This is a genomic window from Photorhabdus bodei, assembly GCF_003287735.1.
Taxonomy (GTDB): Bacteria; Pseudomonadota; Gammaproteobacteria; order Enterobacterales; family Enterobacteriaceae; genus Photorhabdus; species Photorhabdus kayaii.
Window position 1 is genome coordinate 23,010 of record NZ_NSCM01000022.1, and the last position, 21,256, is coordinate 44,265.

Sequence of the window (21,256 nt, forward strand, 5' to 3'; positions counted from 1 at the left end):
CCTTAGCTAATATAATAGCGATCGTTGTTTTTCTTTAAGAAACGGCATGACATCAGACTGGAAGAGCTTCATGGAGGCAATAATTTCGTCTACTGTTCCATTAGCTTCAAACCCACAACAGATATTTGATATTCCTGTGGCGTCAATGTCTTTTTGAATTATGTCAATGCATTCCTGCGGGGTTCCCACGGGATTGATTTCGTAACTATAATCAATGCGGCGATTAGTATCTTTATGTCCTTTTAATACAAAGTCACGCCACTGCCCTTTATTGAAATCATAACCTCTTGTTTTGTCTGAATCATCAAAAATAGTCGTGGCATTCACATAAGAGTCATACCAATACCCTAGAAAATTCCGACAAATCTCTTTCGCTTTATTTGAGTCATGATCTACAGATGTTATATATGATAAGCAATGGTCGATATTATGAATATCGTGCCCATATTCTTGAGCCACCTCGTTATAGAGCTCAAGTTGTGCTTTCTTTTCGTTAGTATTTATAATCCAACTTAATATCATCGGTAAACCAAATTGAGCGGCCCATTCAGTAGTCGAGGCTGATTCAGCAACCACATAAACAGGTGCTCCACCTTTACTATATGCTGTCGGGTTTACTTTTACCTTATGGAACTTGATATGTTCATTATCAGCTTCCATATATCCCTCTGTCATGCCATTTTTTATCAACCCGTACCAGCATTCCGCTAAAGCGCGACTGTTATTCATATCTGTGCCAAATACGCGAAAGTCTTTGTTGTAAAGCCCCCGACAAATACCAAACCGAAATCGTCCTTTTGACATTTGATCCAATAAATTCACATCTTCAAGTTGGCGCACTGGATGAGCTGTGGGAAGAACAATAGCCGCAGTCCCTACATTCAATTTTTTGGTTGCACCAAGTAAATACGCGGCAGCGACATAAGGGTTACCAAGCAAACCAAACTCCGTGAAATGGTGCTCCAGTAACCATACAGTATCAAAACCACACTCCTCAGAAATACGACCTAATTTAACCAAACGTTTCATTACTTCTGTTTGAGAAAATTGGGGGGGTTGGTATGTAAGCAAAAAATTTCCAAATTTCATAGTGAGTCCTTATATTTCTATTTGAGTGATAGAATTAACTATCTATCCCAATAGGTTTTAAGACAGCGAAATCGCTTGATTTTCAATCTCAATTTTCATTCGACGTTCATTGACTGTCGCAATAGTTAGATGTTCAAATGATGGTTCAATAATATCAACATCAATATCCAGACGATCATTATCCATCGCGATAGCGGCCTTCGTAACCGATTGATAAAAATTGCGCAGGACCACTAAGTTTTCACCCAAGTCATGAGAGCTTCCCAGCAAAGAATATATCTTGCATCGATTACTACGAATATTTGATAACAATGTGATAACTTCATCTTGCTTTACCCAATTGTCATTATTTGCAGTAAAAGCAATAAACGGTATATCAAGATACATCATGCTATTGATTGTAGAAGTTAAATCTTCCCAGCCAAAATCAAGGCAATCTCTCGCAAAGACTTCAGCACCCAATTTATGGCCTTCAAAATCCAGATTATTCGGCAGTTCATCAATGGGTAAACTGAGATAATCAAATCCTAAAGCTCTTTCAAGCGTATATCTTAAGTTAACAACACCGACCGCGGTGATTAAAAACGAAACATTAATTTCAGATAGACTTGCATAAACTATCCGTGCAGATAAGCTTGAAGCCAAAACACCACGGTTATTTATTTTTCGTGTATTTAACCAATCAACAACTGCTAATAGGCTCTGTTTTCCTATAGACATTGTAAATTCATCAATTGTCCCTGAACTCAACCCAACGTGGTGAAGTGAATCATAGCGAATCACATGAAACCCATTCTGCGATAAATATTCCGCCAGGCCAGCAAAATGATCCATCCTTCGGGCAAAGCCCGACGCAATAATAATGGTATTCTTTCTCTTTGGGCTGTTTTCTTCTGGCAGCGTTTCCCAAACATGAATTTTTTTATTTCCTTCAACACAAAGAACATGGTCGATGGTTTTATATTTGGATTTATTTTCCATACTTTTTACCTATTATGGGACAAATACAAGGAATTTATCTTCTTCCAGGAATCGAGTCTGTTCTATTTCAACCGCAACATCCTTAGCAGTATAGTTAGATGGCCTCTCATGAGAAATATATGTCACTAATCGTTGTAACGGCCTCATTCCGTCATGAGATCCACCAACTCGAAATATGTTATTCATTCCTGCTTCTACAATCCTTTCCGCACCTCTTAATGCCAACGCATCTCGATACTTAAATGCTGATTCCCAAGGAAAAATAGATATGGTTTGCGTCCTGTTTTTTTGAACATAAGGCAATATTTGCTCAATATTATCGACGTGATGAAGATACACACATCTGCCAAGTGGTTGATTAAATTCCACACCCGCATTTGATTCAATAATCATCCAACGTTGATGAATATCCACCTCTACTTTTAATCCAGCAAACAAGCTCTCTTTTTGGACTAAAGAATAGGCCGCCTTTTCATCAAAATCTTTTTTGGCGTTTGGTAATATATGCGCATATAGATTAAGTTTTTCTATCAACGCTAGCTTAAATTCTTCATAATGACTTCCCATGTAGTATATGTTTTGGGTGGAAAAACAAGCTCGCTGATCGTAAAAACAAATATCATGAGCCGCACCGGTAGCTGCTGATGTCAAGTCAACTGGGTCATCAATAATGCAAAAACTCTTCTTAGAACCAAATTTAATCACGTCAACATAAGGTGGTGCCTGTTCTACAGCCCAATTAATCGCATCTTCTCCTCCCCAAGCAACAACGACATCCGCATGTTGCATAATTTCTTTTGCGAGTGATGTATCCCCTTGATGTTGCCAATATACAACAGACAAAGAGCGCGTTATCGGATGATTAGGGTCTACATCGATAAAGCTTAACGCTAATGCATGAGCTGTAAAAGGATCGGTTGATGATGTTTTTATAATACACTGATTCTTGGTTAAAATTGCGCGCAATATAGACATGATCCCAGATAATGGAACATTACCTGCCAACAGATGTACAGACTTACCTTTTGGGAAAGCCTTAATATAACTCTCATCCTGAGGCAGCCACTCATCCATGATATGGCGAGAACCAAGCTCATTATTTACAACATCATAAAGGCCACCTTTAGAACATAAAATCATAGATATCCAGTTGGCCTCTAGCTTTGCCATTTCTTCTGAATATCCCATATATTTTTTTAAGTCACGAATATATGTCCTGCGTCTTGAATATTCTTCATTTTTCCATCTTTGCCCTACCGTATAGAGAAAATTGACAATATTATGCAACCGTAATTTATTATTTTCATTATAATCAATAATGTTTTTCACATGAGAATCATTCAATATTGGCAGGTAAACACTATTATCACCAAAGTCAATGGATTGCACTAAATCATCACTTTCAGGAAAGATTTCGACCTGGCCGTTAATAATGAATGAAATTTTTTTAGTCATATTTGCCATCCATTTAATAGGGTAATTTCAACTTAAATTGTTGTTTAACCATCTTGCAAACTGGTCGTACCAACTCTTACTTCTTGTATTTTTATATTAAGATAATGTAAGTGACAAAATATCCATAAAATTCAGATTCTTACTACCGGACTCCTGAACTGTGAATTTCGTTAGGATTATGATAATAATATGAATCTTCTGCTCAAGGCTGTTAATGTGAATGAGTAGATCGTCAATATAATTTCTGCTCCAGTTTTAATACCTGTTAAAATAGCAAAGGAAAATTTTCATATCAACAAGATTTGTTAATGAAAAGTTTAAATTAAAAGAGCCACGATTTTCTTATGCGTGATAATACTTATGTAAATTATTAGCTTGTTTATCTTATTCAAGATGCCTTAGCACTATTTCACAAATACCAGTTCGTTCACAAATACCAGTTCACAAATACCGGCAGAATGCATGAAGGGCAATGCTGCTTTTTGAGATATGCCGCGGCTTGTCGCACAGTGTCATAGTAGCTGGCTGGCAGTGTCCCCATACGCGGCGTCACAGGGATTGGCAACGTGCGCCAGGCTGGCGCAACCTCAAACCAGTTAGAATCATAAAATAGTTTTACTCGTGGCTAAGGTCGAATTTCGTGTCGTAAGCAAGGCCCATCAGTTCAAAATCAACATTCGTTGTCTGATGGAAAAGATGTGTTCCTATGTCATCAAATATCATCTCCAGATATTCTCCTCTGACGACAAAGAAACACATTTCATCCCAAAATCAATTAACTGACATTTTAATCAGAAAGCCAAGGGTTATTCTTTCCAGACAACAAACCCCTCAATATAAAGCTTATCCAGCGAGGTTTTCAAAAATGTTTCTATTGCAATCTCCGGTGACATAATAAGCGGCTGCCCCTGAATGTTAAATGAAGTATTCACCAGACAGCCATAACCGGTTATCTTCTGTACCTCTTTCAATAATCGCCAAAAAGTTGCGTTAAAAGTACGTTCAACAAGCTGAATACGCGCCGTCCCATCAGCATGAACAATACCAGACACCGGCCCCATCATTTCTGGTTTTACTTTGGCGGTGCAAAGCATATATCGAGTCGGTATTAAATTACGCGTCTCAAAAATAGTGTCGCAATCCTCATCCAAAATTGCCGGAGCAAATGGACGGAAAGCCTCACGGAATTTTACTGTGCTATTAATTCTATCCTTTATTCTTTCACCTGCCGGCAGAGCTAAAATCGAACGGTTGCCAAGTGCCCTTGGACCAAATTCCATTCGACCATGGAACCAGGCAATGATTTTATCTTCTGCGATATCTTTAGCCGCAGAAGCAAAATAATCATCATTCAGTCCTAAATAACGCCATTTCATTCCCGCATTGCCACCATGTCGGAATAATACATTACGGACTTCATCGGTGGAGAAGCGTGGGCCAAGATAAGGATTAAAGCAAGGATCTGCACCATTGTGGTAGCCACCAGCCACAAAAAGCGCCGCGCCCAAAGCCGACCCATCATCCCCCGATGCCGGTTGAATAAAGATGTTTTCCACACCATCAAGCTGACAAAGGACTTGGTTTGCTTTGCAGTTTAAGAATGATCCTCCAGCAAGACAGAGTGATGTTTCACCCGTTTTTCGCAGCCAATAGGTCACTAACTGTTTCAGCAGCAGTGTAAATTTTTCCTGTAATCCGGCAGCAAAATCCTGATGAACATCCAGTAAAGTGTCATCTTCTCTTCTCGGCGTAAAACCAAACATATCGCTAAGTTGTGCCATTGCACCGGGAAAACCATATTCCGCATTATCAAATGCTTGCGGTAACCAGTTTATCTGTATCGTTCCGCTCTCTGCATCGAATTGAGCTAATTCATTGAAAATATCGCGGTATCGCTCAGGGTTACCATACGCAGAAAGTCCCATGACTTTATATTCATCGCTATTTAATACAAAGCCAAGGAACCGGGTACAGATAGAATAAAATATTCCTAATGAAGAGCTAATTGGTTGACTGTACAATTTCTGGAATTGTTGGTCTTTAGCAAGATAAACACTTAGGGATTCTATTTCACCCATACCGTCTGAAATAATACACAATGCAGACGTGAAACCACTGGGATAAAAGGTTGATGCCGCATGAGCCAAATGATGATCTACCCCTTGAAAACGTGATTCAATATTTTGCCATCCCTTATCAGCTAATGCATTAATTACGGTTTTCCCACTAAAAACCTCCTCGAATAACGCTTCATTAGACATGAAAAATCGGCGATAATTATCATAATTAAAACCGTGGGCAATAACCTGTATATCATCTTGCGTAAGACCTGCTTCCACTAAACAATAATTAATGGCATTAGCAGGAAACCGGCCTGTTCCTTTCTCTCCCGTAAAACGCTCTTCCGCCGCCGCTGCAACAATTTTTCCATCAATAATCACACAGGCCGCACTATCGACTCCCTGGCAAATACGTTCGTCTAATTTACTTACCTCTGGATTATTCTCTCGCAGAAAACGTTGAGCATTAGGAAGGCCACTGATACCTAATATAACCATTTTCTTCACCTCCAAATTGTTATTTTTCTTTCATAAAAATTAAACGCTCCCGGGAATTCGCGCCCTTGCCGTCGCAATGCATCTTGAAATCCATAGGGTATATATACCCGTCATCTTTCAAGCTGCCTCTTTGTTGGCTGCACTCGCTCACCCAGGTCACATAGTTATCTATGCTCCCAGGGATTCACTCCCTTGCCGTCGCGATGCATCTTGAAATCCATAGGGTATAAGTAATTAAATTAATATTTAAAACCCTCCGGAAAAATATATATCGAAAAACTCACTCTGACTAACTGCCTGCAACAATTATGCCTATTATGATATACCCGTTATCTTTCAAGTTGCCTCTTTGTTGGCTGCACTCACTCACCCCGGTCACATAGTTATCTATGCTCCCGGGGATTCGCTCCCTTTCCGCCGCAATGCATCTTGAAATCCATAGGGTATAGACTCTCATTTACCCAAAAAAAATAACTCACAAACGATATAAAAATAAAGATATCTGATAATCAGTTTCTATTAAAAATAGCGTAAACAACATTGGAATAATAACCAATAACCTTTTCTCATTAAAACGATTGGCAATATTATGCCAGGTGAAGAAATACATTTATTATATACCTGTCATCCTTCAAGTTGCCTCTTTGTTGGCTGCACTCACTCACCCCGGTCACATCGTTATCTATGCTCCCGGAGATTCGCTCCCTTGCCGCCGCGATGCATCTTGAAATCCATAGGGTATAAATAAATTTCTTCATTACGCGGTTTACGTGAAGTGCCTAATACTTGATAACCACTTGCAACCGCATGTCGGCAAATTGCATTCCCAATTTCACTTGATGAACCAATAATAAGTATTTTATGCATTTAAATATTCCCACCCTATCTAAAAGTTATTTTCCAACAGTAATCCCTACTTTAAATAAAGCATTCTGAATAAATATTATCTAAACAAAAAAACATTTTTAATTTATATATTATTAACGTATATATTTTTAGCTTACCTATTTTCAATTCACTTGTTCAATCTCATTCTATGAGTCACCCTAAATAATAGGGTGAGTTCTTATATCTGTCAAATTATTAATCTAATATTTAAGATATATCAAAGCGTTGGTTAAATTACACCCAAAAATTAAATAAAAAAACATTATGCGTAAAAACGTTCAATACAGCTAGTTTAATTCAGTCATAATCAATACTTGTGGCGAATGCATAATTAATTATTTAACTTTCTAACAATAACAATTAAAAATTACAATCAATTATGTGAATCCAAATAGCTTCAATTTTAAAAATATTAATTAAATTCTTTATGAAGTTAATTCAATAATATTCACCAATAAGAATAGATACTTAATAGAATCGGTTTCAGCCTATTTTATGGTGATAAGAACACTATTCTCCCTTTTACTTTTCACTTTCCTGACGTTAAGCTATTAACATTAAGTTTGATCTATAGCGCTATCGCTTTGAACTAAAAGCACTATTTTTACAATTCGGTCTTGCAATTTGGTTGTAACAACCTTATTGCTTTTTCCCTCTATATTTTTGGTTTATGCACAGATGAAAACTCGTAGAATGAACGGTATACGGCCGTTTAGTGCTGTAATTGATGCTTGTTGGAAGGAATCTTACTCTTTTGCTCGTTTAACTAAAGATATTATCGCCGGTATTACTGTCGGTATTATCGCCATCCCGCTCGCGATGGCGCTAGCCATCGGGAGTGGTGTCGCGCCACAATATGGGCTTTACACCGCCGCAATTGCCGGGATAGTTATCGCGATAACCGGCGGTTCACGCTATAGTGTTTCCGGCCCTACCGCCGCTTTCGTTGTCATTCTCTATCCGGTCTCTCAACAATTTGGTCTGAGTGGCTTGCTCATTGCAACATTAATGTCAGGCATTATTTTGCTGGTGATGGGATTAGCCCGCGTTGGTAAATTGATCGAGTATATTCCGCTACCCGTAACACTCGGTTTTACTTCTGGGATCGCGATAACTATCGCAACCATGCAAGTAAAAGATTTTTTTGGTCTGCGATTGGAACATATGCCAGAGAATTATATCAATAAGGTTGCGGTTCTGTTTCAAGCTCTGCCAACGCTGTATTTGAGTGATACGCTAATTGGCCTGACGACACTTGCCGTTCTGATTTATTGGCCTAAGCTTGGGCTGAAATTACCCGGGCATCTTCCTGCTCTCATTGCAGGAACTGCTGTGATGGGGATCATGAACTTATTCGATCAACATGTTGCTACTATTGGTTCTGAATTTAGTTATATATTGAATGACGGTACACAAGGACAAGGCATCCCACCCATCCTACCGCAATTTGTTTTACCGTGGCATTTACCTGATATGGATGCTCATCAGGTTGATATCAGTTGGGCAACAATTTCAGCCCTATTACCCGCCGCCTTTTCAATGGCAATGTTAGGCGCTATTGAATCACTGCTTTGCGCCGTGGTTTTGGATGGTATGACCGGCAAGAAGCATCACTCAAACAGTGAATTGATTGGTCAAGGATTGGGAAATATTGTCGTACCATTCTTCGGTGGTATTACAGCTACCGCCGCAATCGCCCGCTCAGCCGCAAATATCAGGGCCGGCGCAACATCACCGGTTTCAGCCATTGTTCACTCTCTGCTCGTCTTATTGACTTTACTGGCATTGGCCCCCATGCTCTCCTATCTTCCTCTGGCCGCTATGTCCGCCTTGTTGCTCATGGTCGCCTGGAATATGAGCGAAATACATAAAGTTATCGATCTGATCCGCCGTGCGCCAAGGGATGACATTATTGTGCTGGTACTTTGTATGTCGCTCACAGTACTGTTTGACATGGTTATCGCCATTACGATTGGTATCGTATTAGCTTCACTGCTGTTTATGCGTCGGATAGCCAATATGACTCGCATCAGTCAATTGCCACAAACAAATGTCGATAAAGCTCTGCTGGTTGTTCGTATCAATGGCCCACTATTCTTTGCCGCCGCTGAACGTATCTTCACAGAATTAAAGGAAGAAAGCGCCAGTTATCAGACAATCCTCATGCAATGGGATGCCGTGCCAGTACTGGATGCGGGTGGGCTGCACGCTTTCCAACGTTTTATTGATGAAGTGGGTAAGGATAAATATATTGCTGTTTGTGATATTCCATTTCAGCCGTTAAAAACATTGGCCAGAGCCAGAATCCAGTTGGTTGAAAATCACCTTAGCTTCCATGCGACATTACCACGAGCAATGGAAGAGTTGAATTTCAATGGCAAAATGGATAGCTGAAATTGCCAGATAAAAGTTTGCTAGCTCTGTTTCCAATAACTCTTTTTTCAAAAACTCTTTTTTTAAAATCATGGCGCTGTAAACCAGCGCCAAATCTATTCATCACCAAATTTCGTCATCATTTGATGTCATGACATCAAAAAGCCACTTTATTTACTGGTATCCAATTGAGGGAGGCTTTTCACCACATCATCAATGGCTTTCATCTGGCTCAAGAATGGCTCAAGTTTTGCCAACGGCAATGCTGATGGACCATCACACCTCGCATTCGCAGGATCAGGATGAGCTTCAAGAAACAAGCCGGCAATACCGACCGCCATTCCCGCACGCGCCAGTTCAGCAACTTGAGCGCGACGACCACCGGACGCCGCGCCAAATGGATCACGGCATTGGAGTGAATGAGTGACATCAAAAATGACCGGATGCCCCCCCGTTGCCTGAGCCATAACATTGAAGCCCAACATATCCACCACCAAATTGTCATAACCAAAGTTGCTGCCACGGTCACATAAGATCACCTGATCGTTACCGCCTTCTTTGAATTTATCCACAATATTTCCCATCTGACTTGGGCTGATAAACTGGGGTTTTTTAACGTTGATCACCGCACCAGTACGAGCCATCGCCTCAACTAAATCAGTCTGACGCGCCAGAAATGCTGGCAGTTGGATAACATCAACCACTTCCGCCACTGGCTGGGCCTGTGCCGGCTCATGCACATCAGTGATGATTTTCACACCGAAAGTCTGTTTCAGCTCCTGAAAAATCTTCATTCCCTCTTCCAGACCGGGACCACGGTAAGAGTGAATTGATGATCGGTTTGCTTTATCAAAGGAGGCTTTGAAAACATAAGGAATGCCCAATTTTTGTGTCACTGTCACATAGTGCTCACAAATACTCATGGCCAAATCCCGTGACTCAAGGACATTCATACCACCAAAGAGAACAAACGGTAGATCATTCGCGACCTTGATATCACCAATATGAACCACTTTCTGTTGCATACTTATACCTTCCGTTAAGGACCAATAAATTAATGAAATAAATCAGTGCAAAACAATATCTTAGTGTAAAACAAGGCATTGCTGCTTAATAGCGTATATTTGCATTCTGATCATTTCTGCCACCGGGTCTTCCGGGCAGTTCTCCACAAAATAATTTAAATCAGAAACCGCAATATGATTACAATCAAGTTCCGCATAAATCAGCCCTCTATCACGTATTTCATAGGGGTTATCGGGATCAAATATCAGCACAGCTTCACTCGTTCTCAGTGCCAGTTCCATTTGCCCTTCGTCCATTAACGCGACTTTTATTGTATCCAGCACTTTACGTACAATGCTGGCGTTATCAGCTCCTTGCAAATCATCGGCTGCTAATTTAACTGTCTGACTAATGTTACCTTTAAGCCACACATCAAGCACATATTCACTTAACGCTTCACCATTGAGTGGATTAATAAACCTCGCCGTGTTATCTGGATAATCAACACGCAAAATCAACTGTGTTGGAAAAACAACCGGCATAAACGGTAGCTCTAAAGCCTGAGCAATATGGATAAGAATTACCCCTAAAACAACAGAGGAACCTTGGCGGGTTTGCAGTACTTTATCTAGCCATAATGTATCTGACAGACAATAAACACCGCTGGCACCGCCGAATTTCCAGCTTTGATAAAAAAGCCTCAGTAATTTTTCCAACCGTTCTTCTATATTTAGCTGCGGAGATATTTCACGTCTGGCTTCATCAATCAATGCTTGAAGCTGCATTTCCACTGAATGCTGAGGAAAATCAGAACGTAATGTTCGGGAAATTAACAGGATACCGCTACTTAACGATGCATTATTAAATTCATAATCAGCTATGGCTTTCATCACTTTTCCACTGACCCAGTGTTATTCGCTCATTACCGCCATAATCCTGAAAAGTAGCCACCTGCCGATAACCACTTTCAGAAAACAGGCTTCTTACAACATTTCCCTGTTTCCAACCATGTTCCAATAACAACCACCCACCAAGTAACAAAAAATGGCGAGATAGATCAATAATGGTATTTAGATCAGCAATTCCCTGTTTTGCCGCAATTAATGCACTATCTGGCTCAAACCGAACATCGCCCTGAGATAGATGTGGATCGGTTTCATCTATGTAAGGCGGATTACTGACAATCATACCAAACTGTTGATTATTCAACGAAGAAAACCAATTACTTAACAAAAAATCCACATTTTGTATTTTGAGTTTTTCAGCATTGCCCCGCGCCAGCATCACCGCATCAGGATTGATATCAACCCCGGTAACCCGGCAATCAGAGCGCTCACTGGCGATTGCCAATGCAATTGCGCCGGTTCCCGTTCCCAAATCCAAAATGTGGCAAGGTGTCAACGATAACCGTTCAAGCGCCTTTTCTACCAGACATTCTGTGTCAGGACGCGGGATTAACGTAGCGGGAGAGACATTTAATGGCAACGACCAGAATTCACGCTCACCGGTGATGTAGGCAATGGGTTCACCTTTCACCCGACGAGCGAGTAAAGCCTCCAACTGGCTGAACTGCTCTGGAGCTAGCTGCGTTTCACCGAATGCCAATATATAAGTTCGGGAATGGTGAGTGACAAACCCCAACAAAATTTCCGCATCTCGTTTAGGAGTGTCACTTGCCGATAACTGTCTTGTGGCTTGTTTAAGCCAAGATAGATAATCCATCAATCCTGCTCTGACAAAGCCGATAATAGATCAGCCTGATACTCATTCACGATCGGCTGAACAAGCATATCCAATTTGCCTTCCATCACTTCATCAAGGCGGTACAACGTGAGGTTAATGCGGTGATCCGTCACCCGTCCTTGCGGGAAATTGTAAGTACGATTGCGATCTGAACGATCACCGGAACCCAGCAAGTTACGGCGCTCAGAAGCTTCCGCTTCCTGACGTTTACGAACCTCAGCAGCGCGAATACGGGCCGCCAATACAGACATCGCTTTCGCTTTGTTTTTATGCTGTGAACGTTCATCCTGACATTCAACGACAATGCCAGTTGGAATATGAGTGATACGGATGGCTGAATCCGTGGTGTTTACATGCTGTCCACCCGCCCCCGATGAACGGAACGTATCAATACGCAGATCACTTGGACTGATTTCCGGCAACTCGGCTTCCGGGATCTCGGGCAAAACCGCAACGGTACAAGCAGAAGTGTGAATACGCCCTTGCGATTCAGTTTCCGGTACACGTTGAACACGATGACCACCCGATTCAAATTTTAAATGACCATAAACCTGCTCACCGGAAACTTTAGCAATAATTTCCTTATAGCCACCATGCTCACCATCGTTAGCACTGATGACCTCAACTTTCCAACGACGGGATTCAGCATAACGGCTGTACATACGAAACAGATCCCCGGCGAAAATAGCCGCTTCATCACCACCAGTTCCTGCACGCACTTCAAGAAAACAGTTACGCTCATCATCAGGATCTTTCGGCAACAGCAACAATTGTAGTTGCTGCTCTAATTCTTCATTGCGAACCTTAGCGTCCCTGATCTCTTCCTGTGCCATTTCCCGCATTTCAGGGTCATCAAGCATTATTTCAGCTGCTTTAAGATCATCCTGAACAGCACACCAGGCCTTAAAGCAGTTCGTCACATCAGTCAGTTGAGCATATTCCCGCGACAAAGCACGAAAACGTTCTTGATCAGCAATCACATCGGCATCACCGAGATGAGCCAAAACTTCCTCGTGACGTTCTTGCAATGCTTCCAATTTAGCAACAATAGAAGGCTTCATTCTTGGTTTCAGACCCTATTCCGAGATATGGTTAATTATGTTCCAGCCCTAGGCTGTCACGTAATAAATTAAGGCGCTCCAGGTCACCATTGCTGGCTGCTTGCTGGAGTGATTTGGTAGGAGCATGTATCAGGCGGTTCATCAATTGATGAGTCAATTGATTGATTGCCTGTTCTACGTCAGCTCCCTGATTGATAGCAGTCAGTGCCTTGGCAGCCATTTCAGCTCGCACCTGTTCTGCCTGATTACGATACTCACGGATTGAATTCACTGCGCCCTGCGAACGCAACCAGTCCATAAAATAACGGCTTTCCTGCTGAACAATACATTCAGCCTGCACCGCCGCTGCTTTGCGCTGCGCAAGATTCTGCTGAATAATTGCCTGCAAATCGTCAACACTGTAGAGATAGACGTTATTGAGTTTTTCCACATCAGGCTCTATATCACGAGGAACCGCAATGTCAATGAGCAACATCGGTTGGTTACGGCGTAACTTTAATGCACGTTCAACCATCCCTTTACCGATAATAGGCAACGGGCTGGCAGTCGAACTAATAACAATATCAGCTTCAGCTAAACGTATGTCAATTTCAGGCAAGGTGATCACTTCCGCCTGAACTTCATCAGCCAATATCTGTGCTTTCTCTTTTGTCCTGTTAGCAATCATCATATGGTGCACACGATGCTCTTTCAAATGACGAGCCGCTAGCTCAATTGTTTCTCCGGCACCGACCAGCAAAATATTCAGTTCAGAAAGTGATTCAAAAATCTGCCGCGCCAGGGTACAAGCGGCAAATGCAACAGAAACCGCATTCGAACCAATCTCTGTTTCCGTTCTTATGCGCTTGGCGACAGAAAATGATTTCTGAAATAGTCGCTCCAGTTCACTCGATAAAGAGCGGCTGTGCTGCGACTCGGCAAATGCTTTCTTCACTTGCCCAAGAATCTGAGGTTCTCCAAGTACCAACGAGTCCAGCCCACTCGCCACTCTCATCAAGTGGCTAACAGCTTCATTATCACAATGCCAGTAAATACTGGATTTTAGATCTCTGGGATTTAGTTGATGATATTCACACAACCAGCCAATTAACTGCTCATACAGATTATCTTGCTGTTCTACGCTGAGATAAAGCTCTGTACGATTACACGTTGACAACACAACCCCCCCTTTCACCAGGGGATGCTGGAGGAGGTTATCAAGCGCTTCACCAATCGTGTCTGGAGAAAAAGTCACCCGTTCACGCAAGGATACAGGAGCCGTTTTATGGTTAATACCAAGTGCTAATAAAGTCATATCAACTTCATTGAGTTATCAGCAGAGAGACCGTTCATCGTAAAAAACATTCTATATTGATGAAATCATCACCCTTAATAAGGACTCTTATAAGCTGTGCATTCTACTTGATACCTCAGCTCAATAAAAGACAATCAGCAGTGTCTGATATCATTATTCAGAACATTTTTTTGAAATTTAACTGGATTAATAGTTCATTCTTCATTATTAAGTGATGTAAAAGTTTTCACGTTATTAAACAGGGATTATCGATGAAGCCAATACAAAAATTATCACTATTCCGCCTATTGCCACTCTCTTGTGTACTGTTGACCGCCTGTACATTAACGCAACCTGGCGGAACAGGTTCGGTGGATTCTCCCCAATGGCGAGCACATACCCAACAGCTACAGCAATTAAATCAATATCAAACACGTGGATCTTTTGCCTATCTGTCTAATGAGAAAAAAGTTTATGCCCGCTTTTTCTGGCAACAATATCATCCTGAACGCTACCGTTTATTACTGACTAACCCACTGGGCAGCACTGAATTAGAGCTGATCGTTCAGCCAAGCATGACGCAATTAACCGATAGCCAAGGTAAAAAATATTTTAGTGATAATCCCGAAGAGATAATTTATCAGTTCACCAATATGGATATTCCATTAGATAATCTGCGGCATTGGATAACGGGTCTCCCCGGTGATGCCAAAAATTTTAAACTGGATGCTAGCTATCTATTGAAAACCGTCAATTATCAGCAAAATGGCGCGACATGGCAGGTTAACTATCAATCCTACGATACCTCAACAACCCCCGCCCTTCCCAACCGTCTGGAACTGATTCAGGGTGATCGCCGCATTAAACTGAAAATGGATAACTGGACCACAAAATAATGACATTAACTTGGCCCTCACCGGCAAAACTTAACCTATTTCTCTATATCACCGGTCATCGAGCTGACGGTTACCACCAGTTGCAAACGCTGTTTCAATTTCTTAATTATGGTGATGAAATTACGGTTACCCCTCGTCAGGATAATGAAATCCGTTTACTGACACCCGTAGAGGGGGTGGAACACGATAACAACCTGATTGTTCGCGCAGCACATCTTTTACAATCCTACAGCGACAAACACCATGCGGGTATTGCTCATAAAGGTGCTGATATTCAGATCAACAAACGTCTGCCAATGGGCGGTGGGTTAGGCGGAGGTTCATCCAATGCGGCTACCGTACTCATTGCCCTGAATTATCACTGGCAAACCGGTTTCACAGACGAAACACTGGCAGCCCTCGGCGTGAGCCTTGGTGCGGATGTGCCCATCTTTGTCAAAGGGCATGCCGCATTCGCGGAAGGTATTGGTGAAATCCTGCACATAGCAGAGCCGGAAGAAAAGTGGTATCTGGTTGCGCATCCTGGTATTGAAATCTCAACTCTGCGTGTCTTCACAGATCCAGAATTAAAACGTGATACACCAATTCGCCCTCTGGCCGCATTATTAAAGGCTCCGTACGTAAATGATTGTGAATCTCTTGTAAGAAAACGTTTCCGTAAGGTTGAACAGCTTCTTTCATGGCTGCTAGAATACGCGCCGTCACGCCTGACCGGAACCGGTGCATGTGTATTCGGTGAGTTTGAATCAGAAGCATCGGCCCGTAAGGTGTTAAATCAAGCCCCTGAGTGGTTGCAGGGTTTTGTTGCGCGTGGCGTTAACAATTCACCTTTGCACAGTTTCCGCTCTGGGATACCCGTGTTATTGAACCAATGAATAAATATGTTATTTAACATTGGTCAACAATATCTCTCTGGACGCAAGCCTGAGGTCTTTCTCGTGCCCGATATGAAGCTTTTTGCTGGTAACGCTATCCCGGAACTAGCACAACGTGTTGCCAACCGCCTGTACACTAATCTTGGAGATGCTGCTGTCGGCCGTTTCAGCGACGGTGAAGTCAGCGTGCAAGTTAACGAAAATGTGCGCGGTGGTGATATTTTCATCATCCAGTCCACTTGTGCACCGACTAACGACAACCTGATGGAATTAGTCGTTATGGTTGATGCACTGCGTCGTGCTTCCGCAGGACGTATTACCGCAGTAATCCCTTATTTCGGTTATGCTCGTCAGGACCGTCGAGTCCGTTCCGCCCGTGTGCCAATTACCGCCAAAGTTGTTGCAGACTTCCTGTCCAGTGTCGGTGTAGACCGCGTACTGACTGTTGATCTGCATGCTGAGCAAATCCAAGGTTTCTTTGATGTTCCGGTTGATAACGTATTTGGCAGCCCAATTCTGCTGGAAGATATGCTACAGAAAGAGTTAGAAAACCCTATCGTTGTTTCCCCGGATATTGGCGGGGTTGTCCGCGCACGTGCTATTGCTAAGCTGCTGAATGATACGGATATGGCAATCATCGATAAACGCCGCCCACGCGCCAACGTTTCTCAAGTGATGCATATTATCGGTGATGTCTCTGGCCGCGACTGCGTGCTAGTCGATGACATGATCGATACCGGTGGCACCTTATGCAAAGCGGCTGAAGCATTAAAAGAACGCGGAGCAAAACGTGTCTTCGCCTATGCTACTCACCCGATTTTCTCCGGCAATGCGGTGGACAACATTAAAAACTCGGTGATTGATGAAGTGGTTGTCTGTGACACCATCCCATTGTCTGCTGAGATCAAAGCGCTCAATAAAGTTCGTACTCTCACTTTGTCCGGTATGCTAGCTGAAGCGATCCGGCGTATCAGTAATGAAGAGTCAATTTCTGCGATGTTTGAGCACTAATAAATAAGTTGTACTCATATATCGCTATTTAAGAAAAAACCCGTTGTACAAGAGCTTCAACGGGTTTTCTGCTTACTCTGGAAGAATAATACTTCTCCATTTTTGTTATGGATACCGATGACTACCACGACGATAACGCTCATCATAGTTTCTTAGCCACCAGTAACGATCTGCCACACCTTCCCGGCCTCCCACACCGGCACCAGCCAACCAAACAAGCGCACCAATAAAAACGCCCAATAGCGCTGCTTCAGATAAAAACTCAGGCCAGCCAAAACCGAAGATGTGAGGCAGTAATGTATAAACCAGGCTACTCACTATGGTGAACATACCGACACCCATCAATACATTACCGACTATGAAGGCACTTTGACGTTTCATATGTTACCTCCAACATTCTTCGTAAATACACACTATCCGTGAACACACACTCTCCGTGAACACTAAGAACCGAAAATTTAACAGCTAACGTTAATTGACTCTATATAACTTTATAGCCTATTTATAGTATAGCCCTATTTCATAAAAGGTCATTGCGGACACGATCACAACTAAAGGAGATTTAATAACAATTCCCTCATCATTGTGAGAAATAACATGAAGAAATAATGAATTACATAGCCTGAACTTCGCTTAAAGAGAAGTTCAGGTTTTTAACTAAATATTGATGTATAACAATGATAGTTGTGAAATTCCATCCAGGTTATATATTCTTAATCAATGATTCCTACCGGGATAATAAAAATCATCTTATTTTCACACTGCATGATAACGGCTAAAAACAGGGGATTTGTCTAATTTTTCAATGAGTAACCATCAATCAGCATCCCCAAATATCCAACGCCTAATATAGCCCTGGGGTTAATTCTATCCACCTTTGAGAATATACCCGCCCATCAATACAACTTATATACACCGATGCAGATTCATTCATGGGATGTACATGATTATGAGGCGAATACCCACGAGTATAAGAAGAAGAAACTCTAAAGCTAAAATAGCCATTTTTATCGGTAGTCATATGTTTGTCTTGATCACTCAATGACAGATAAGATCCCATAGATATTCCTATGGTTACATTAGGTTCACCTACGCCATTCTTATATAAATATCCAGCTATAATACCGCTTGAAAATGAATACAGCACAGCCGGAAATTTTATAATCTTTAACTGATATGGATTATACGTGAAACACATAGCTATAGCCTTTTCAATAGCTCCCGCTTGTGCCATTAGCATCACTTCACCAGCACTACTAGATTGTATTGACGCCGTTATCTTACCCTCTTTATCTGTCATCCCCGACGACGGAACTACTGTTGCCCCACTATCTGCATAGAAGGTTATTTCTTGGTTTTTAATTCCATTACCCAACCGATCATACACCGTTGCAACTACCTTATTCTCATCGGGACTATTAATCCATGCATTATTTTTTTCTAAGTCAAGATTAAGCACGGCCACCGATTGAGGAGCAACAGTAAACTCGACCTGGAGAGGAGAGGCTTCTATTTGAGTATCATCTTCCAAGCAAGCATACACATTCCCTTGACACGGAGTTGAATCAGTAGAGATTATTTCAACTGATACCTTACCCAGTACTCCTGTACCTTTTATAATTTTACGATCATTATTCTCTTTAAATACCATAGATTGATTATCTAACGTAAAAATTATATTCACCCCATGCAATAAATAACCATCCTGGATTGCGCTTACACCGATATCTATCGGTTTATCCGCAGTTTCCGTTTTTTCACTTGATAGCCAATTTAATGTTTTAGCCTCTTTTGGTGCTTGATCGTCATTCATTTTATTCTCCTAATTTATCACTATCATGTATATATCCGTCATCTTTCAAGTTGATAACATTATACTAATTAACAATATTCCTTACGCTAAACAAAAGGAAAGTGTTTAAAATTAATAGAAAATTGAATCGACTTATCAGTATCGGGTAAACTTATTATCACATTATTTTTTTCTGCTTTGGTATTAGTTATATGGAAAGTTGTACAACCATCTTTACTAATCGCAACCTGCAACTCTCTTTCATTATCACCATAACCTGAAATTATCGCGGAGCCATCAGTACGAACAAGTAATCTTTTACCGGAATAGACAGTACGGTCCACAATAACATAACCACTACACACACTCACGCCATCAGCAGGGACTTCAGAGGTAAATGCATAAGCACTGATAATATTTCCTCCATCTCTCCACTCACTAAATACTGCCTGACTTACACCCGGTGTTATAGAACCATCCTCTGCCGAAACAGTACAACGAAAACTACCCGCTACCTCAGATTGCAAATGGAAATAAGCCAGCCCGAAACTATTAGGGGCAAACTGATATTTTGCACCACCCCCTTCAACAATACTGCCTGATTCAACACTGGCCGATAATCTCTTTCCTGGCGGCCCATAAACCGCAACCAAATTTTTCGGGTTTATTCTGGGATATTCATTAGACACCATCGGCGCACCTTCACTAATTGATATCATGGCAGATGACATATCCATTAATGACAAGATCACTGAACCTGGAGCAGAACTATTATTACCAACCTCATAATACCCTGTTCCCACACCCTCTTGCCCCAAACAAAGCACATTTTCCGCCGGCACCACTAAAGAGACATAACCCTGCTTAACATCCTCATCACTGACTGTTATTGGTTGTGCATCCCAGTCAGACCTCGCAATTGGCTCATAGTCAAAATTATGTCCTCGCCAGTGGAATATGACGCTATCGCCTTTCTGCATCTGCTGATAACTGATATGCACATTTAACCCATGATGTTGTACAAGAGATGAATAGTGAATAACGCCAGATGTTGAATCTGGATAAATCGATGGTAATAATTTTATCGATGGAGAATTAATAACTTTAATAACAGCCGGTTTAGAGAAATTTTCATTCTCAAAATCATCGGCTGATGTATAAGTCACATTATAGCAACCATCCGGTATTTCAGAGAACGGAATAGTTACAGTAAAAAAATCAAGATTAATATTCTGAATATAATAGGGGCGAGAAAATATTCCCCCAACATTTACCACAATCATATCCCCGATTCTTAGCCACTCATGATAAGGTACTTTGATAATTAAATCTTGGTTCTGTTGAACAGAAACATCAATCAGGCCATCATGATCTGCTTGCGGCAACTCTGGCGACGATAAAGAAATAGGTGTATTGTCGTTATTAGTAATCATATTTCACCTCCCATTGGAATCGGTCTGAACGATAAAACAAAATTGACTTTATCCCCTGAATCTGAATCAGGCGCTGTTAGCCAAACACTAACTTTACCTACTGTGTCGCTAGTCACATTCACTGTCGCACTACCATCCTCCTTTAATGGAATATCTGCCCAGTTCTTATTATAACCATCGATGAGTGCATTATTATTAACTCTTACACGGATTTGATTAATATCATCATTATTTTTACGATCAATAAAAAGATATATCGAGCAAGGCGTCTTCCCATCCGCCGGAGCGCCTGTAGTATAATTATAGGCGGTAAATACTATAGCTTCATCAGACTGACGATAATTACCAAAAGTAAGCGGAAAAGACATTACTTTATTGATATCCTCTTGCGGGGCAATCACCACAAAAGCCGAAAATTCTTCGCTATTTTCAATATTTTTATGTTCAAACGGAGAACGAACATAAAAATGTCCTTTTCCAGTCTCATCTAACGTCAATATGATCTGATCTAAATTAATGTTATCGTCTACAATGAAAGCACCGATAGATGTCGTAGCATAGAATTTATGCCCAGGCAGACCATATACAGTCACAATATTTTGAGGGTTAAGATTAGGGTAATCGGTTAAATCACTCATCGCCGCGTTTTCTGTGATAATCACACTTGATATGCCGTTATTCATATTGTCACCATTAACTCCATGATTTATTAATTTAAAATAAAATAAAATAAAATAAAATAATAACGTTTAAGAAGATATTACAGTTATGCAACAAAGAAATAGCCAGTTTACAAATAAGAAACATGTCCGGGGAAATGGAA

20 protein-coding genes are annotated in these 21,256 nt (G+C 41.3%); 4 read left to right on the top strand and 16 right to left on the bottom strand.

Translation table 11 applies throughout. The features are described from left to right. Nucleotides 1-6 precede the first annotated feature (6 nt). From luxA to CKY02_RS24670, 7 genes are all read right to left on the bottom strand, one after another. Nucleotides 7-1,089, bottom strand: a complete 1,083-nt coding sequence (luxA, locus tag CKY02_RS13345) for a luciferase subunit alpha (protein ID WP_112876084.1) — start codon at nucleotides 1,087-1,089, stop codon at nucleotides 7-9. Nucleotides 1,090-1,146: 57 nt separating this feature from the next. Continuing rightward, nucleotides 1,147-2,070, bottom strand: coding sequence for an acyl transferase (locus CKY02_RS13350; RefSeq protein ID WP_112895651.1), 924 nt, complete (start codon nucleotides 2,068-2,070; stop codon nucleotides 1,147-1,149). A 12-nt stretch (nucleotides 2,071-2,082) separates the two neighbouring features. Beyond that, entirely contained in the window at nucleotides 2,083-3,525 is a 1,443-nt protein-coding gene (luxC, locus tag CKY02_RS13355) for a long-chain-fatty-acyl-CoA reductase LuxC (protein ID WP_112895652.1), read from the bottom strand. A gap of 806 nt (nucleotides 3,526-4,331) precedes the next feature. Further along, a complete protein-coding gene (locus tag CKY02_RS13360) occupies nucleotides 4,332-6,083 on the bottom strand; it encodes a carbamoyltransferase family protein (protein ID WP_112895653.1) in 1,752 nt (583 codons plus the stop codon). Between the two features lie 19 nt (nucleotides 6,084-6,102). Beyond that, a complete protein-coding gene (locus CKY02_RS24660) occupies nucleotides 6,103-6,243 on the bottom strand; it encodes a hypothetical protein (protein WP_162120914.1) in 141 nt (46 codons plus the stop codon). Between the two features lie 129 nt (nucleotides 6,244-6,372). Further along, nucleotides 6,373-6,540, bottom strand: a complete 168-nt coding sequence (locus CKY02_RS24665) for a hypothetical protein (protein ID WP_162120915.1) — start codon at nucleotides 6,538-6,540, stop codon at nucleotides 6,373-6,375. Between the two features lie 130 nt (nucleotides 6,541-6,670). Continuing rightward, the gene (locus CKY02_RS24670; RefSeq protein ID WP_162120916.1) at nucleotides 6,671-6,841 is read right to left on the bottom strand and encodes a hypothetical protein; all 171 of its coding nucleotides are present in this window, start codon (nucleotides 6,839-6,841) and stop codon (nucleotides 6,671-6,673) included. A gap of 808 nt (nucleotides 6,842-7,649) precedes the next feature. Here CKY02_RS24670 and dauA point away from each other — a divergent pair. Then, on the top strand, nucleotides 7,650-9,365 hold the full coding sequence (gene dauA, locus CKY02_RS13365) for a C4-dicarboxylic acid transporter DauA (RefSeq protein ID WP_112895654.1): 1,716 nt from the start codon (nucleotides 7,650-7,652) through the stop codon (nucleotides 9,363-9,365). Between the two features lie 149 nt (nucleotides 9,366-9,514). Here dauA and kdsA read toward each other — a convergent pair whose 3' ends face one another. From kdsA to hemA, 5 genes are read right to left on the bottom strand one after another with little or no spacing between them, the layout of a single operon-like run. Beyond that, nucleotides 9,515-10,369, bottom strand: coding sequence for a 3-deoxy-8-phosphooctulonate synthase (kdsA, locus tag CKY02_RS13370; protein WP_112895655.1), 855 nt, complete (start codon nucleotides 10,367-10,369; stop codon nucleotides 9,515-9,517). A gap of 60 nt (nucleotides 10,370-10,429) precedes the next feature. Continuing rightward, entirely contained in the window at nucleotides 10,430-11,239 is an 810-nt protein-coding gene (gene sirB1, locus CKY02_RS13375; RefSeq protein WP_112895656.1) for an invasion regulator SirB1, read from the bottom strand. After that, nucleotides 11,223-12,071 (bottom strand): peptide chain release factor N(5)-glutamine methyltransferase, encoded by an 849-nt coding sequence (gene prmC, locus CKY02_RS13380; RefSeq protein ID WP_112895657.1) that lies wholly within the window; start codon nucleotides 12,069-12,071, stop codon nucleotides 11,223-11,225. The genes sirB1 and prmC overlap by 17 nt, the downstream gene beginning before the upstream one ends. After that, nucleotides 12,071-13,153 carry a peptide chain release factor 1 gene (gene prfA / locus CKY02_RS13385; RefSeq protein WP_112879577.1) on the bottom strand — a complete coding sequence of 361 codons (1,083 nt, stop codon included), beginning with the start codon at nucleotides 13,151-13,153 and terminating at the stop codon, nucleotides 12,071-12,073. The genes prmC and prfA overlap by 1 nt, the downstream gene beginning before the upstream one ends. Nucleotides 13,154-13,184: 31 nt before the next feature. Continuing rightward, entirely contained in the window at nucleotides 13,185-14,447 is a 1,263-nt protein-coding gene (gene hemA / locus CKY02_RS13390; RefSeq protein WP_112879576.1) for a glutamyl-tRNA reductase, read from the bottom strand. Between the two features lie 251 nt (nucleotides 14,448-14,698). Here hemA and lolB point away from each other — a divergent pair, with 251 nt between their 5' ends. From lolB to prs, 3 genes are all read left to right on the top strand, one after another. After that, nucleotides 14,699-15,322, top strand: coding sequence for a lipoprotein insertase outer membrane protein LolB (gene lolB, locus CKY02_RS13395; protein WP_112895658.1), 624 nt, complete (start codon nucleotides 14,699-14,701; stop codon nucleotides 15,320-15,322). Further along, the gene (ispE, locus tag CKY02_RS13400) at nucleotides 15,322-16,197 is read left to right on the top strand and encodes a 4-(cytidine 5'-diphospho)-2-C-methyl-D-erythritol kinase (RefSeq protein ID WP_112895659.1); all 876 of its coding nucleotides are present in this window, start codon (nucleotides 15,322-15,324) and stop codon (nucleotides 16,195-16,197) included. The genes lolB and ispE overlap by 1 nt, the downstream gene beginning before the upstream one ends. A gap of 63 nt (nucleotides 16,198-16,260) precedes the next feature. Next, entirely contained in the window at nucleotides 16,261-17,208 is a 948-nt protein-coding gene (gene prs / locus CKY02_RS13405; protein ID WP_146747441.1) for a ribose-phosphate diphosphokinase, read from the top strand. A gap of 105 nt (nucleotides 17,209-17,313) precedes the next feature. Here the strand turns inward: prs and ychH are convergent, their stop codons facing one another. The 4 genes from ychH to CKY02_RS13425 all read right to left on the bottom strand — a co-directional run bounded on the left by ychH (nucleotide 17,314) and on the right by CKY02_RS13425 (nucleotide 21,116). Then, entirely contained in the window at nucleotides 17,314-17,589 is a 276-nt protein-coding gene (gene ychH, locus CKY02_RS13410) for a stress-induced protein YchH (RefSeq protein WP_011146320.1), read from the bottom strand. A gap of 463 nt (nucleotides 17,590-18,052) precedes the next feature. Then, complete coding sequence (locus CKY02_RS13415; RefSeq protein WP_112895661.1) at nucleotides 18,053-19,021, bottom strand: Ig-like domain-containing protein; 969 nt, start codon at nucleotides 19,019-19,021, stop codon at nucleotides 18,053-18,055. 86 nt (nucleotides 19,022-19,107) lie between these two features. After that, entirely contained in the window at nucleotides 19,108-20,433 is a 1,326-nt protein-coding gene (locus tag CKY02_RS13420; RefSeq protein ID WP_112895662.1) for a hypothetical protein, read from the bottom strand. Continuing rightward, complete coding sequence (locus CKY02_RS13425) at nucleotides 20,430-21,116, bottom strand: hypothetical protein (RefSeq protein ID WP_112895663.1); 687 nt, start codon at nucleotides 21,114-21,116, stop codon at nucleotides 20,430-20,432. Before CKY02_RS13425 ends, CKY02_RS13420 begins: the two co-directional genes overlap by 4 nt. Nucleotides 21,117-21,256 lie beyond the last annotated feature (140 nt).

Excerpts from the sequence above, each read along its gene's own strand:
- luxA (WP_112876084.1), bottom strand. The coding sequence starts at position 1,089 with ATGAAATTTGGAAATTTTTTGCTTACATACCAACCCCCCCAATTTTCT.
- CKY02_RS13350 (WP_112895651.1), bottom strand. The coding sequence starts at position 2,070 with ATGGAAAATAAATCCAAATATAAAACCATCGACCATGTTCTTTGTGTT.
- luxC (WP_112895652.1), bottom strand. The coding sequence starts at position 3,525 with ATGACTAAAAAAATTTCATTCATTATTAACGGCCAGGTCGAAATCTTT.
- CKY02_RS13360 (WP_112895653.1), bottom strand. The coding sequence starts at position 6,083 with ATGGTTATATTAGGTATCAGTGGCCTTCCTAATGCTCAACGTTTTCTG.
- CKY02_RS24665 (WP_162120915.1), bottom strand. The coding sequence starts at position 6,540 with ATGAGAGTCTATACCCTATGGATTTCAAGATGCATTGCGGCGGAAAGG.
- CKY02_RS24670 (WP_162120916.1), bottom strand. The coding sequence starts at position 6,841 with ATGAAGAAATTTATTTATACCCTATGGATTTCAAGATGCATCGCGGCG.
- dauA (WP_112895654.1), top strand. The coding sequence starts at position 7,650 with ATGAAAACTCGTAGAATGAACGGTATACGGCCGTTTAGTGCTGTAATT.
- kdsA (WP_112895655.1), bottom strand. The coding sequence starts at position 10,369 with ATGCAACAGAAAGTGGTTCATATTGGTGATATCAAGGTCGCGAATGAT.
- sirB1 (WP_112895656.1), bottom strand. The coding sequence starts at position 11,239 with ATGAAAGCCATAGCTGATTATGAATTTAATAATGCATCGTTAAGTAGC.
- prmC (WP_112895657.1), bottom strand. The coding sequence starts at position 12,071 with ATGGATTATCTATCTTGGCTTAAACAAGCCACAAGACAGTTATCGGCA.
- prfA (WP_112879577.1), bottom strand. The coding sequence starts at position 13,153 with ATGAAGCCTTCTATTGTTGCTAAATTGGAAGCATTGCAAGAACGTCAC.
- hemA (WP_112879576.1), bottom strand. The coding sequence starts at position 14,447 with ATGACTTTATTAGCACTTGGTATTAACCATAAAACGGCTCCTGTATCC.
- lolB (WP_112895658.1), top strand. The coding sequence starts at position 14,699 with ATGAAGCCAATACAAAAATTATCACTATTCCGCCTATTGCCACTCTCT.
- ispE (WP_112895659.1), top strand. The coding sequence starts at position 15,322 with ATGACATTAACTTGGCCCTCACCGGCAAAACTTAACCTATTTCTCTAT.
- ychH (WP_011146320.1), bottom strand. The coding sequence starts at position 17,589 with ATGAAACGTCAAAGTGCCTTCATAGTCGGTAATGTATTGATGGGTGTC.
- CKY02_RS13415 (WP_112895661.1), bottom strand. The coding sequence starts at position 19,021 with ATGAATGACGATCAAGCACCAAAAGAGGCTAAAACATTAAATTGGCTA.
- CKY02_RS13420 (WP_112895662.1), bottom strand. The coding sequence starts at position 20,433 with ATGATTACTAATAACGACAATACACCTATTTCTTTATCGTCGCCAGAG.
- CKY02_RS13425 (WP_112895663.1), bottom strand. The coding sequence starts at position 21,116 with ATGAATAACGGCATATCAAGTGTGATTATCACAGAAAACGCGGCGATG.